Raw genomic sequence first — 13,960 nt, 5'->3', positions numbered from 1 at the left:
AATTTCTTGTCGGTACCTGAGTCAAGTAATCAACGTTACTCATATTTGTGAGTTATCAAACCTCATAATTTATAAAGTAATAATGATTTAAACAGCATGCCTCCAAAGGGAAGAGTAACGGGCGGTCAAAAGATGCACGGATAATTAAATGCCACTATATTTTTTAACTTACTGATTTTAAATGTCTTTATTGTTTTGTCGGTAAATTGCGACAATAGCCCTGCAACCTGTCTCAAATAGGAGACATATAAATATTTGATTTATATCATTTTTATTTAATAAGGGGATTGCTGTCGGGGATTGGCGACAAAACAGCAGTAATTGATGCAAGTTGGCGGGCATTACGTGGATAATAATCGGCTCAATAAGTTTATTTTTCTTTTAAATCATAATCTTAATTTATTTTTAATAAACTTGGCACGCAAGCTGCATTATTACTTACAGTTGCTCATTCAACTTATTATGATAGTCCCGCAGTTAAGCGGAATATGCGCTTCATAAACCATCGAATGATGCCTAAGACTGGTACCTATCGTCCACCAAACCGATATCGTGTGAATTCACTTTATCAAACATCGGACGACACGTTGAGTGAGGTACCGCCTATGTCCTGCTGTGATGAATGGTTCATCAATTTTGGACATGTTTGGATGCTATTCGTCTCATCCTCCCGATGATTGCTTCGGCTTCATCAAACTGGAGACGATGCTTAAGGGCATCCACATATTCTGCGACGGGGCAATTTATTGCCCCGTTGTCACATCTATACCCGCCATACTTCAAGCTGCATGTGCGCTGGCCGCCTTCCCGCAACTCGAATTATTTAGGGTATATTATGGTCAAAGATAAGCTACGCTCGCCGTTTTTACTGCAAATAACAATAAAAGCAGGTCTGATGATGATTCTGACGATAATGGACAAGCCGCATTAATTAAAAGCACTTAGCTCAAAGCCAGGTGCTTTTTTTTTATCTCAATCAAGAGACATTGTTCCTGGTACATACCCAATAGACTTCAAGTTGTGGGCAGGCGGCAAACGAGATACAAATCGGTCGGGAACCGATTTGAACAGTATTTCTGCTAGCCCGCAGGGTGAGCCTCAAGGATGAGGCTCATTAATCCCAATGAGCTGACATCAGTCAGTGATTCGGGTTATTGAGTGCAATCAACACACCTGCAACTTAAAATATGACGGGTAATTGGGGCACAAGCATTGTAATCCTCACGCAGTCAGTTAGCATCACCACAGAATGATAGGTAATGAGATGATTTCGTTGAAAAGATGGCGTTTATTCCCCCGTTCTTTACGTCAATTGGTGCTCATGGCATTTCTGTTGGTGCTGTTACCTTTATTGGTGCTGGCATATCAGGCTTATCAAAGCCTTGACCATCTAAGCACGCAGGCGGCCGACATTAATCGTACTACGCTGGCAGATGCGCGGCGCAGTGAGGCGATGACCAGTGTGGCGCTCGAAATGGAGCGTAGTTATCGCCAGTACTGTGTATTAGATGATGCAACACTGGCAAAGTTATATCAGCACCAACGTAAACAGTACGCTCAAATGCTTGATGCGCACGCCTCTATCCTGCCAGATGCCCGTTACTATCAGACTCTGAGCAGTTTACTGACACAACTTTCTGATATTAAATGTAAAAATAGTGGCCCGGAACAAAATGCGTCAACGCTATTAGAGCAGTTCTCCCGCTCCAATGCCGAAATGGTACAGGCAACGCGCGATGTGATTTTCTCCCGCGGTCAGCAATTACAAAAAGATATTGCCGAACGTGGGCAATTCTTTGGTTGGCAATCCCTGTTGCTGTTTTTGGTCAGTGTGCTGTTAGTGGTGTTATTCACCCGGATGATAATCGGGCCGGTTAAAGGCATTGAGCGGATGATTAATCGCTTAGGTGAAGGGCGACCATTAGGTAATACGGCGCTATTTAAAGGGCCACGCGAGTTACGCTCACTGGCACAGCGTATTATTTGGCTCAGCGAGCGCTTAGCGTGGTTAGAGTCACAGCGCCACGAGTTTTTGCGCCATATCTCTCATGAATTGAAAACACCACTCGCCAGTATGCGCGAAGGGACCGAATTGTTAGCGGATGAGGTTGCCGGGCCATTGACGCAAGATCAAAAAGAAGTTGTGGCAATCCTTGATAACAGCAGTCGTCATTTGCAATTATTGATTGAGCAATTATTAGACTATAACCGTAAACTGGCAGACGGCCCCGGTGAACATGAGAATGTTGAACTGGCGGAAATGGTTGAGGATGTTATCTCAGCCCATAGTTTACCCGCACGGGCCAAGACTCTACATACTGAGACGGATCTGCAAGCGGACATTTGTTGGGCAGATCCGACATTATTAATGCGGGTATTGGATAATCTCTACTCCAATGCGGTGCACTATGGCGAGGAATCCGGTACCATTTGGATTCGCAGCCGTCGGGTAGATAACCGCGTACAAATTGATATTGCCAATACCGGGGCGCCGATCCCGCGTTCTGAAGAAACCATGATATTTGAGCCTTTTTATCAGGGAAGCCATCAGCGAAAAGGGGCCGTCAAAGGTAGTGGGTTGGGGCTGAGTATTGCTCAGGACTGCATCAGACGTATGCAGGGCGACTTGCAACTGGTGGCTGTTGATTACGCTGCGGTTTGCTTTCGTGTTGAATTGCCATTAACCGCCGAGAATGAATGAATAATGTACAAATGGTCTATGAGCAGCATTATTAAAAAGACCGTCTTTTTATCATGTCCGACATCAACTGCGGCAGCTATGCTCGCGGGCAAATCTGGTACGGGTATTTTTTGGCGAGCATTGTTGCTGGCCCCACTCTTACTTACCGGATGTACTGATAATCCCGCCAGTAGCCGTTTTTCACAAGCAGTGCAGTTGGTCATACCGGAAACGAAAATCGTTGATTATCGGACCTTATCCTGCGATGTGCTGTGGGATCTTGATGATAAAGAGACACTGGAAAACTCCCTGTACTGGCTACGGGCAATGGACTGTGCAGAGCGTATGGGGTCTACTCAAGCGCGAGCATTAGCGAAGTCATTGCCGGTAGTGGCATGGCCTTCGGCCTTCAAGCAGGGCATTTTAGTCAGCAGTGCCGAGCCTTCAATGGCGGAACGTCGTCAAGTGGTTGAGCGTTTGAACAGTTATAGCCAAAGCGTCCCTGGCGCTGTGCGCCCACTGATTCAGCTATGGCGTGAGCAACAGGTGCTGCGCATCTCTCTGGCAGAAGAGCGCATTCGCTACCAGCGCTTACAGGACGAATCGGACACCCAGATTGATCGCCTGCGAGAAAGCCAGGTCCGGTTGCAATATAACTTACTGGATACTACCCGTAAGCTGGAAAACCTGACTGATATCGAACGGCAGCTTTCATCACGCAAGCAGTTGCAGAATGAAATTCCAGAAACGGATGTGGATAGCAAACCAGCCATCGTGCCGAAACCGCTAGAAGCTAAACCACAGCCCAAAGTTGAGCCAGCTAAACCGGTTGAAGCCAAACCGACTGAAGCTAAACCGGTTGAAGCCAAACCGACCGAAGCTAAACCGACTGAAGCTAAACCGGTTGAAACCAAGCCGACAGCGCCTCAAGCTGATACTAAAGCGGCCCCACAATCGGTAGAAAAACCGGCTGATACTTATACTCCGCCAGTGGTACCACCAACGGATGTACCACCTGCCACCAATAAGGAATCTCATGACGCCACGCAAACCGGCCAATCTACTGCTGGTTGATGACGACCCCAGCTTACTTAAGTTACTGGGGATGCGTTTAACCAGCGAAGGGTTTAATGTCACCACGGCTGAAAGCGGCCAGGAAGCATTGCGTTTGTTAATGCGTGAAAAGATAGACTTGGTTATCAGTGATTTGCGTATGGATGAAATGGATGGCATGGCGCTGTTCGTCGAAATTCAGAAACATCAGCCAGGTATGCCAGTGATTATCCTGACCGCCCACGGCTCTATCCCTGATGCGGTGGCTGCCACCCAGCAAGGGGTGTTCAGTTTTCTGACCAAACCGGTTGATCGCGATGCTTTGTATAAAGCCATTGATGCAGCTTTAGAGCTTTCTATTCCTGCCGGTGATGATACCTGGCGTGAAGAGATAGTGACCCGCAGCCCGGTTATGTTGCGCCTGCTGGAGCAGGCTAAAATGGTGGCGCAATCTGACGTCAGTGTGCTGATTATCGGGCAAAGTGGAACCGGTAAAGAGGTTCTGGCGCAAGCTATCCATGCTGCCAGCCCTCGGGCGAAAAAAGCCTTTATCGCCATTAACTGTGGTGCATTGCCGGAACAGTTGTTGGAGTCAGAACTGTTTGGTCATGCTAAAGGCGCGTTTACCGGTGCGGTCAGTAGCCGTGAAGGGCTATTTCAAGCCGCAGAAGGCGGCACGCTGTTTTTAGACGAAATTGGCGATATGCCACTGTCTTTACAGGTTAAATTACTGCGAGTGCTGCAAGAACGCAAAGTGCGTCCGCTGGGCAGTAACCGTGATTTAAGTATCGATGTGCGGGTCATTTCAGCCACCCACCGTGATTTGCCTAAAGCCATGGCAAAAAATGAATTCCGCGAAGATCTCTACTATCGTTTGAATGTGGTGAATCTGAAGATCCCGGCACTGCATGAGCGCTCAGAAGATATCCCGCTGCTGGCTAATCATCTATTACGTGAATCAGCTAAGCGGCATAAGCCCTTTGTCCGCAGTTTCTCAACTGATGCTATGAAGCGGTTAATGACCGCCAGTTGGCCGGGTAACGTGCGTCAATTGGTCAACGTGATTGAACAATGTGTGGCACTCACCTCAGCTCCGGTCATTAGTGAAGCATTGGTTGAGCAGGCACTGGAAGGGGAAAACACGGCATTACCAACCTTTGTTGAAGCTCGTAATCAGTTCGAATTGAATTATTTGCGTAAGCTGCTACAAATCACCACCGGTAATGTGACCCAGGCTGCCCGGATGGCGGGGCGTAACCGTACCGAGTTTTACAAGTTATTGTCGCGCCATGAGCTGGATGCCAATGATTTTAAAGAATAATTATTGTGAATGCGTGGCAATAGTTATTCCCTGATAAAGCTGAAATAGAGTTTAAATACAAATGAGCAGATCACTTTCCATTGCGTTAGCCCAGTTGAATTGGCTGGTTGGCGATATTGAAGGCAACACTGAACGTATGTTGCAAACCTTAAATGAGCAGCAGAAGGCGGGTGCCTCACTGGTTATGTTCTCCGAGCTGGCTTTGTCCGGTTATCCGCCAGAAGATCTGCTGTATCGTGATGATTTTTATCAACGTTGTGAAGCGCAACTGGATCGTTTGCAGGCGGCAACGCAGCATACGGCGATACTGGTGGGGCATCCGTGGCGCGAAGAGGGCAACTTGTATAACGCATTGTCCCTGTTTGCTGATGGTAAATTGCTAGGGCGCTATTTTAAACAACAATTGCCTAACTACGGTGTGTTCGACGAAAAACGTTATTTCTCTGCCGGTCATGAAAGCTGTGTCGTGGAACTGAATGGCTACCGGTTGGGGCTGCTTATCTGTGAAGATTTATGGTTCGATGGCCCGGTAGATGCCGCTAAAGCTGCCGGTGCAGAGGTGATATTGTCGATCAATGCCTCGCCATATAACCGTGAAAAACCGTATATTCGTAAAACTCTGATGGCAGCACATTGCCAGCGTACCGGGTTGCCATTGGTCTATCTCAACCAGATTGGTGGGCAGGATGAGCTGATTTTTGATGGTTGCTCCAAGGTATTCGATGCGGCGGGTAATATGACGCATCGTTTGGCGGCTTTTGCGGAACAGACTACCTTATTGCAATTGAATGAGTGCAATGTGGTCCCTATGACGGCCCCTGTCGCAGAGTTACCGCCATTAGCGCAAGTGTATGAAGCGCTGGTGTTGGCGGTGCGTGATTACGTGACCAAAAATGGGTTTAATGGCGCGGTACTGGGCTTGTCCGGTGGGATTGACTCGGCGCTGACACTGGCGATTGCAGTTGATGCGCTGGGCAAAGATAAAGTCCAGGCATTGATGATGCCGTTCCGCTACACCGCCGATATCAGTATTGCGGATGCTAAAGAAGAAGCTGAAATTCTCGGTATTGAATTTGATGTGCTGTCCATCGAGCCGATGTTTGATGCTTTTATGGGCCAACTGGCACCGATGTTTGCCGGAACAGGGCGCGATACCACGGAAGAGAATCTACAGGCACGCTGCCGCGGTGTTGTATTGATGGCCTTGTCTAACAAGCGTCGCAGTATTGTATTAACTACCGGTAACAAAAGTGAAATGGCGGTGGGCTATGCCACGCTGTACGGTGATATGGCCGGTGGTTTTGATGTATTGAAAGATGTGCCAAAGACCTTGGTGTTTAAACTGTCGGAATACCGTAATACCGTCTCTTATGTGATTCCACAGCGGGTGATTACTCGTCCACCGTCAGCTGAGCTGGCTCCTGATCAGAAAGATGAGGACAGTCTGCCACCTTATGATATTTTGGACGCTATTCTCGAAGGGTACGTCGAGCAGGATAAGTCGGTGACTGATTTGGTCGCAGACGGTTTTGATGAAACTATCGTGCGTAAGGTCATTCGCCTGGTAGATATCAATGAATATAAGCGGCGTCAGTCGGCTGTCGGGCCACGTATTACTGCCCGCAATTTTGGTAAAGATAGACGCTATCCGATTACATCAGGCTTTGGCCGCAAGAATTGGTAAAACAGGGATTCACCATGAAAAAAATTGACGCGATTATTAAGCCATTCAAACTGGATGATGTCCGTGAGGCACTGGCTGAAGTTGGTATCACCGGGATGACAGTGACAGAAGTAAAAGGTTTTGGTCGCCAGAAAGGGCATACCGAACTGTACCGTGGCGCTGAGTATATGGTGGATTTCCTGCCAAAAGTAAAAATAGAAATTGTGGTTGCTGACGATATTGTCGATACCTGCGTTGAAGCGATTATGCAAACGGCCCAGACAGGTAAAATTGGCGACGGCAAAATCTTTGTATTTGATGTCTCTCGTGTGGTGCGTATCCGCACCGGTGAGCAAGACGAAGAAGCGATTTAAATTTGGCGACTGGTGGAGAGACTGCACCGATGGGCACGCTGCTACGACCCATTCGGCACATTTCCCCACCTATTGACATGATAATAAGCCCGTTTCCACAAGCGGGCTTTTTTACACCTAAATTCGAAGTAATTGGCGTTGCAGGTAGGCCGCAAGCGAACACTCCTGCAACTTCAAGTACCAAGGATTTATGCTGGAACAAATAACCCCAGCCAGTAGAACAGGTTCAACACGATACCTGCAAGAATCACCGCCACCACTGGTGCGGCAATCTTCATCACCGGGCGACCAATAGCTTCATTCAGGAAATATAAGGCGGTAGTGATAGTGAAACCGGTATAACCGGCCATCTTGATCGACGCAAAAATTGCCCCGATTAACAGCGCGTATTCCATCAGCAAGTTCATGGCCCCATTCCCGAACGAAACGCAACAAACCATCATGCGTTATGCAGCGAGTAGATACTCTAAAAATACCTCATTCGGTGAGCTGTATTCCAGAGATTTGCGCCCCCGAGTGTTGAGGATGTGCTCCAGTCTCGCAATATCTTCATCGCTGACGCCATTAAAATCGGTTCCTTTCGGATAAAACCGCCGTATCAGACCGTTGGTATGCTCATTCAACCCCCGCTCCCAGGAATGATAAGGCCGGGCAAAGTAAACCTTTGCGCCCGTTACCTGAGTGATGTCCTTATGTTTCGCAAACTCGGGTCCGTTATCTGCCGTCAGGGTTTTAAACTCGCAGAAAGTATTCGCCACGATGTCCCTGAACGCTTCCACGACGCTCTCAGCGCACTTATTGGGGAGTTTACGGATAATGACCTGCTTTGTGGCTTTGTCCACGACCGTCAGCAGGAATGACTTCTGGTCTTTGCCAAAAATCGTATCGATTTCAACATGCCCGGGAACCTGTTTGAGTTCAGCCTCAGCAGGCCTGTGCTCAATGCCAACCCTGTCCGGGATGGGCGTGCGTCCGGGCTCACCCGTATCATAGCGATAGCGTTTACCCCGGTGAGGGAGCTGAAGGTAAAGCTTACCGCCAGCCTGTCTGTCCGAACGGATATAGCGGTAGAGGGTATTTTTGCTGACGGCGATATCAAACTGGATTTTCAGTCTCCCAGAGATAACCTCAGGGGAGGTATGTACAGCCAGCGCCTGCCGGAGAAAGTCTTGTGTCTGCTGGCCCAGAGGGAAACAGGCATTGTGTGCCGAGGTGGCGCCCCGCCGTTGTCTGGCTAAGGCATCAGCGCGTCTGGAGGAGTAAAGTCCGTTGAAGGCGGGGTCCGTATTACGTCTGAGCTCCCGGCTCAGGGTAGAGCGAGAGACGCCGAGCTCTCTGGCAATGCAGGACTGATTAACGCCTTCAGCTTTTCGTTTTTCGATGTAAAAGCGCTCATGCTGAGTCAAATGTTTTCCCTTCATGCAACAGGGTCTCCGACAGGGTCAATACGGCTATTTTATCCGTACCTGACCGGTGGGTCACTTTGTTGCATTTCGTTTGGGAATTGGCGATGGCGTTACGGATATTATCAGACGCATTACGTACTGATGGGAAGCGGCCTAACCATTTTCCGATGGAACGCAGCATTAGCACTTCCAGTGATATCACCACCGCGCCGATTATCCCTGCCAGTAAGGGGTTTGGAACCAGATAACCGACCACAAACACGAAAGTGAAACCTGCAACGGCATAAACACCGGTCGCCAGTGCCGTAGTAGCAATCAGCGGCACAAATCCGAGGCCACGCATAAACTCAGCCAGTGATGCCTGATGGATTAATGCCAATGACTCTTCCGGCGTGATACCCGGCGCGTAAGCTTTTGCCAGTGTATAAATTGATACTTCGCTACCACCAAAAATCTTCATACTGGCGACGGCTGAAATTAATCCACCCACTACCGCCAGCATCGGCAAGTTCTTAATAATTCGCTGGGTTCGCTCTTCAAATACCGAGTGTCCGCCACCACCTCCCAGGTGGGTTTTTGCCCGTAAGTCTTGGGCAATGGCAATGCCGATAAGCAGAATCATACCGACAAAAATTTCAATTGATTCAGGGAATAGCCCGGTGAAACGGGTAATCAGCAGACGGGTCAGCAGCACGATAAAGGCGGAAATAACCGCAGTCTTCCAGCCAAATTGGTAGAAAATAGCCACCAACGGGAATAGGGCAAAGGCGGATATCACTGGGCTACTCAACTCCCCCAGAGAACCGATAAAATTCACTGGTAATGAGGTGAGCGCAGTATTAACTGCCGGTAAGCTGGTAAGGGCCAAAATACCCCACGCAGCACCCAGAGCAAATGCCAGATAGCTATTGATTGCCAGCACACCAATGATGTCAGTTGGCAAAAACAGTAACCAGGAGTTAAGTAAGCCGGTCGAGAGGGTAAATGAGATACCGACTGAGGCGATAAAACCCACACTCAGACCAAAAGCAATACTCCCCGCTTCACGGCGGCTCATATTCCCTTCAACCAACTGTGGCAAAATAGGGCGGATACCGTCATGAAACACGGCAACGGAACGGTGAGAAAGCAGCGCGGTCATCCCTGTCAGCAGAGCAACCACAACAATATGAATATAATCCACGGTGGTGTCCCCTTTAGCGCAACTGTGTAATCAGTAGTGGGATTGCATGTTCAATATGTTCGACGGATAAGCCAAATGCCACTTTGCCCTCAGTCACCAATTTCTCTATTTGCTCAGGTTTCGCCTTGATTCCAGGCTTGGCGATAGTGGCACTTTTGTTATAACCAATAATCGCGATAGCCATTGATAATGCCGCTCCAGCACCAGTGTTACAGGCACCGATATAATAGTCCAATTGACCTTCTTTCACTTTGATAGCCGCATCCATGTCCGAGAGAATAAATGTCTCAAAGGTATTAGGTGCCGTCTGCTCAATCATTTCGCGTATTAACTCTCGTTGCAGCCCGGCAATGCCAATCTTCTTCATAATCACTTTCCTTGCGTGGCGAAAAATTTATTAGGATTGTGGCGCAACATCATTTCCACCTGAGCGTGGGAAATCCCTGCGGCCAGTAACATGGGAACAAACGAATCAACTAAGTAACTAAACCCGCTACCGCCATTCGCTTTTAAATGTGAGCGACGGGTGATATCCATCGACAACATGACTCTGTCCAGCAACCCGCGTTCAGCCAACGCCACTAACATCGCGACCCTGCGTTGGTCCGGGAAATAACTATTTTTACCTATGGTGTCGAATTAGACATACACGCCCATCTCGATCATTTGCACAATAAGATAAGTTTGCTCTTTCAGGTCACAATGGCCGATAACGACGCGATCGAGCGCTACACCATGTTGTTTGAGTAGTGCAATTTGCTGCAATCCCATGGTACTGAAACTGGTATGGGTTGAGATGGGCAGGCCAGTTGCATGATGAGTCAATGCTGCAGCATGAAACACTTTCTCCTCATCAGGGGTAATAACCCCTTCGCTGGTCCCTATCTCGGCAATGACGCCCGCTTTTAGTGCCGTGCCATCAATACCTGTCTCGATCTCATCAATCATGGTTTGTGCCAATTGCTGTGCGCTACTTTCACGCACCCTCTGCGGGTAAAAACTGTCAGTGTAGTAACCGGTTGATGCGATGATATTTATGCCACTGTCACGCATCAGATTCAATAAAAACTGAGGGTTACGGCCCATGTATCGGTTGGTCACTTCGATGATGTTCAGTACCCCTTTACTCACCAGTTCACGCATTTCGTCACAAATCGGCTGATATTGATCGAGGCGACAGTCCAGATTATTTTTAAATCCAGACAAATCAATGTGGAGATGCTCGTGTGCGTAGGTGTATCCGTTAGGATTGATCATCGGGTAGGCTCCGAAGAGGGTTTGTATAGGGGCGAAATTTCATCCAGATATCGGCAGTTTTTTATTACTGAATGCATAATTTCATTAGTAGTGCTTACGATATCGACAACTAATATATCGGCAGTTTTATCAATCAGTACAGTAACAATATTGTTTATCGGCCATATCATTCAATAAGACCATCATTAGAACCTATTACCAGGGCTAAAGCATTGGCTTCTTGTTTTACCTGAGTTGATTACCCTGACTGTCGTAACAGCCCAGTAGCCGGGGTTTTCCGCTCTGAATTCCATCCATCAATACCACGTCACTGCGGGTAACAAATATCTGAGTGCGGAAACTCATGATAATTGGGCTACCAATTGGGAATTTACCGGCCAAACGCAGGCAGTAATCGATACTGCTATCTTCAATCGGAGATACCGCGCGTTGGCTGAACTGATTGTCATGCCAAATTAATGCGTTTTGCAAATGGCCACGGCGATAATAACCGCCGCCAAAAAAATAGCTGCTATCAGCTACATGGTGTGAGATTTCAGACAGATAAAGCATAGAAATCTGTTCTGGTTGGTCAGCATGCTGATTGGCGGGGATAGTGCCGGTGAGGGCATGCCCGGGTTCACTGTGTGTCACGCCTAATTGAGCCAATTGGGGCAGGGTAGTGCAACTGGTGGCTGACGGGGCATTGATCTGTTGAATGTTAACGCCTTGTGCCAACAGGATATCGCGGGCCGCCAGCAAGGTATGCATATTAGCGGTCGGCAAGGTCTGGCGCGAGTGGGGGTCATACAGCATGCAAGGGAAGTGTGTTATCCCGACCAGGCGCACGGCTGGCATTTCATTGATGGCAGCAATAGTTACGGGTAAATTTTCTAAGGCGAAACCGGCTTCCTGCCCGGCATACAGTACGTCTCCTGGCTGAGATACTTTCAGCATCAGCGGTTGGATAGTATGTTGGCGGTACGCGGCTTGAGAGATCTCCAGTGCCTTCTCCAACGAGAAAACAGTAATGACCTCTGGCCGCTGGCGCACTATCTCCTCGACCATTGCTGAGGGCGGCTGTACTAAATGACCTACATGAGCGACAGGAATAGCATGGCGGTATAGTTGCCGCGCCTCCTTAAAATCAACCGCGACCATTCCCTGAAAACCACATGCCAGCAGACGGCGGCATAGTTCAGGGTTACGCCCAAACTGTTTACTCATCAGATACAGTTTTATCTGGTACCGACTGGCGGTTTCAACCAGTAGACGGGCATTGGCCTCAGTTTGTTCGACGTCAATAACATAGCTGTCTGGATAAATTTCCCCCTGTTGCCAATATGAGATAGCGGCATCGATTAATTTAGTATTTTGTTTTAAAAGGGTTTTTAAAAACATTTGATGTCCTAAGGGCGCCCGAGGCAGAATTATTTTGCTAAATTATTATTATTTTGAATATTTAGTGAAAAAAGACCCTGATGTTGTTTGTTTAACGACACATCCGCGAAGCTCATTTCAGCGCAGCGGAGGTATGTCACTAGAAAGGTATAGACCGTAAAGGTTCGCGAGTAAATATCCTATTTCGTTTTCTGTCGGTTTTAGTGAAAAATAGGCCAATAAATCCTGATTGATCTCACGGATATAGTAAATTTCTTCACTTTGGGTAATTTCCGCTAATATCGCCGGATCCAGGGCATGGATCTCTTCGCCCCGGCGGGTGCGCATTAATGCATTCGCCATATGGGTAATGGCCATCATGCCCTGCTCACCCCTAACCGGTAGCTGCCAAAAATTCTCTAAGCGGTTGATAACTTGGTCTAAACCTTGACCAATGTCGGTATCGATAATCCCTGATTGACACAGAATATTAAGACGCGCATCAATACAAATTTCCAAAGAGTTGACCTCCTGAAAATGGCTTAGTTTGCAGCCAGGCAAATAATATTAATAGCGAGGCTCTATCTCGCCATTTTGTACTGCCCGCTGATGGTTAAGCAACAATGCCTCATTGATGCCTTTTTCCAGTAATAATTTGATTGGATGGTTATCTGGCCGGATGAGGATCACCGCCTGCGAAGCCTGAATATATCGCTCATCACCTTGTAATTTGATCGCCTGCAAGTGTTCATGAGGAATATCTTCGGCCAGATTCCAGATAGCAGCATCAATATCACCACGGTTAATATGTGCGATACAGTCACTATAAGGTAATTCAACCCGCTCAATGGGTTGGCCAGCAAATTTAATGTCAGTCAGCAAACATTGGTCGGGTGAGCGCGGGTCCAATCCCACCCGCCGAATTTTGTGCTGCTCACCAGGGCGGCAAATAAGCTGGTGGCCGTCCACGTAAGAGCCATTACCCAGATTTAATGCCAGTGACACTTTCCCTTCGTTCAGATAACTTTTCGCTGCCAGATGCGATACGACGGCCATATCGTAGACACCATCTATCAGGCATTCGATACGTACTTCGGCCCCGCGCATATGGGCAAAATAGAGCGGAAGTAGGGTGAATTGTTCCCTTAAGCCGCTGGCCAAGCCTTCATAAAGCTTGGTATAGGGCAGTGGCATGGCGCATACCATATTGCCTAAATCAGCCTGTTGCAGTAACTGCGGCATATTCAGGTCAATAAGCAAGGTACCATTACGGCCTCGACGCTCAACGATGATCGCCCCATCAGCTTCCAGTACTTTTAATGCGTGCTGAACTACACCGACTGAGATACCGAAATCTTCTGATAATTCATCGATGGTTTTAAGTCGATTACCGGGGCGCTCACCAATTAAATAGCGCGCCATGGATACCAATGCCAACCCTTCTTTTTTTATGAATTTCTTACTCATGGTAGGTCAATTCAGCCTTATTTCACTCAGCAATAAAATCTATTACCGAGTAATAAATAGTAAGGGGATAATTGTAGCCACACTATTAATTTTAGTTGTATGGATAGCTAGACATTCATCCGAATGTCTCATCGTGGCAATATTAAGGTAGGATATATGAGATCTGTATCACGTTCTACCAAATTTAAACGTAATAA

10 protein-coding genes and 3 pseudogenes are annotated in these 13,960 nt (G+C 47.8%); 5 read left to right on the top strand and 8 right to left on the bottom strand.

The window, feature by feature from the left end; translation table 11 throughout:
• Positions 1–1,264 precede the first annotated feature (1,264 nt).
• The 5 genes from ACWJJO_RS16915 (at position 1,265) to glnB (ending at position 7,091) form a co-directional block, all read left to right on the top strand.
• Complete coding sequence (locus ACWJJO_RS16915; RefSeq protein WP_193784797.1) at positions 1,265–2,701, top strand: sensor histidine kinase; 1,437 nt, start codon at positions 1,265–1,267, stop codon at positions 2,699–2,701.
• Positions 2,702–2,779: 78 nt separating this feature from the next.
• A complete protein-coding gene (qseG, locus tag ACWJJO_RS16910; protein WP_481091602.1) occupies positions 2,780–3,754 on the top strand; it encodes a two-component system QseEF-associated lipoprotein QseG in 975 nt (324 codons plus the stop codon).
• Positions 3,717–5,054, top strand: coding sequence for a two-component system response regulator GlrR (glrR, locus tag ACWJJO_RS16905; RefSeq protein WP_032907964.1), 1,338 nt, complete (start codon positions 3,717–3,719; stop codon positions 5,052–5,054). Before qseG ends, glrR begins: the two co-directional genes overlap by 38 nt.
• 61 nt (positions 5,055–5,115) lie before the next feature.
• Positions 5,116–6,738, top strand: a complete 1,623-nt coding sequence (locus ACWJJO_RS16900) for an NAD+ synthase (protein WP_481091278.1) — start codon at positions 5,116–5,118, stop codon at positions 6,736–6,738.
• Between the two features lie 14 nt (positions 6,739–6,752).
• Positions 6,753–7,091 carry a nitrogen regulatory protein P-II gene (glnB, locus tag ACWJJO_RS16895; protein ID WP_002231018.1) on the top strand — a complete coding sequence of 113 codons (339 nt, stop codon included), beginning with the start codon at positions 6,753–6,755 and terminating at the stop codon, positions 7,089–7,091.
• Positions 7,092–7,279: 188 nt separating this feature from the next.
• On the opposite strand, the pseudogene ACWJJO_RS16890 reads toward glnB, so the two are convergent.
• The 8 genes and pseudogenes from ACWJJO_RS16890 to yhfZ all read right to left on the bottom strand — a co-directional run.
• Positions 7,280–7,501, bottom strand: a pseudogene (locus ACWJJO_RS16890) (YhfT family protein); the annotation flags it as partial.
• 36 nt (positions 7,502–7,537) lie between these two features.
• Complete coding sequence (locus ACWJJO_RS16885) at positions 7,538–8,512, bottom strand: IS30 family transposase (RefSeq protein WP_481090518.1); 975 nt, start codon at positions 8,510–8,512, stop codon at positions 7,538–7,540.
• 88 nt (positions 8,513–8,600) lie between these two features.
• A pseudogene (locus ACWJJO_RS16880) lies at positions 8,601–9,680 on the bottom strand (YhfT family protein); the annotation flags it as partial.
• Between the two features lie 13 nt (positions 9,681–9,693).
• On the bottom strand, positions 9,694–10,047 hold the full coding sequence (locus ACWJJO_RS16875) for a DUF2620 domain-containing protein (RefSeq protein ID WP_372559686.1): 354 nt from the start codon (positions 10,045–10,047) through the stop codon (positions 9,694–9,696).
• 2 nt (positions 10,048–10,049) lie between these two features.
• Positions 10,050–10,937 (bottom strand): annotated as a pseudogene (locus tag ACWJJO_RS16870) (phosphotriesterase-related protein).
• Between the two features lie 225 nt (positions 10,938–11,162).
• A complete protein-coding gene (locus ACWJJO_RS16865) occupies positions 11,163–12,317 on the bottom strand; it encodes a YhfX family PLP-dependent enzyme (RefSeq protein WP_083163156.1) in 1,155 nt (384 codons plus the stop codon).
• Positions 12,318–12,434: 117 nt separating this feature from the next.
• Positions 12,435–12,815, bottom strand: a complete 381-nt coding sequence (locus ACWJJO_RS16860) for a PRD domain-containing protein (protein ID WP_372569474.1) — start codon at positions 12,813–12,815, stop codon at positions 12,435–12,437.
• 48 nt (positions 12,816–12,863) lie between these two features.
• Positions 12,864–13,763, bottom strand: coding sequence for a GntR family transcriptional regulator YhfZ (yhfZ, locus tag ACWJJO_RS16855; protein WP_083163159.1), 900 nt, complete (start codon positions 13,761–13,763; stop codon positions 12,864–12,866).
• Positions 13,764–13,960: the final 197 nt, after the last annotated feature.

The organism is Yersinia antarctica (assembly GCF_056636475.1).
This window is presented reverse-complemented; position numbering and strand designations above follow the sequence as displayed.

Excerpts from the sequence above, each read along its gene's own strand:
- ACWJJO_RS16915 (WP_193784797.1), top strand. The coding sequence starts at position 1,265 with ATGATTTCGTTGAAAAGATGGCGTTTATTCCCCCGTTCTTTACGTCAA.
- qseG (WP_481091602.1), top strand. The coding sequence starts at position 2,780 with ATGCTCGCGGGCAAATCTGGTACGGGTATTTTTTGGCGAGCATTGTTG.
- glrR (WP_032907964.1), top strand. The coding sequence starts at position 3,717 with ATGACGCCACGCAAACCGGCCAATCTACTGCTGGTTGATGACGACCCC.
- ACWJJO_RS16900 (WP_481091278.1), top strand. The coding sequence starts at position 5,116 with ATGAGCAGATCACTTTCCATTGCGTTAGCCCAGTTGAATTGGCTGGTT.
- glnB (WP_002231018.1), top strand. The coding sequence starts at position 6,753 with ATGAAAAAAATTGACGCGATTATTAAGCCATTCAAACTGGATGATGTC.
- ACWJJO_RS16885 (WP_481090518.1), bottom strand. The coding sequence starts at position 8,512 with ATGAAGGGAAAACATTTGACTCAGCATGAGCGCTTTTACATCGAAAAA.
- ACWJJO_RS16875 (WP_372559686.1), bottom strand. The coding sequence starts at position 10,047 with ATGAAGAAGATTGGCATTGCCGGGCTGCAACGAGAGTTAATACGCGAA.
- ACWJJO_RS16865 (WP_083163156.1), bottom strand. The coding sequence starts at position 12,317 with ATGTTTTTAAAAACCCTTTTAAAACAAAATACTAAATTAATCGATGCC.
- yhfZ (WP_083163159.1), bottom strand. The coding sequence starts at position 13,763 with ATGAGTAAGAAATTCATAAAAAAAGAAGGGTTGGCATTGGTATCCATG.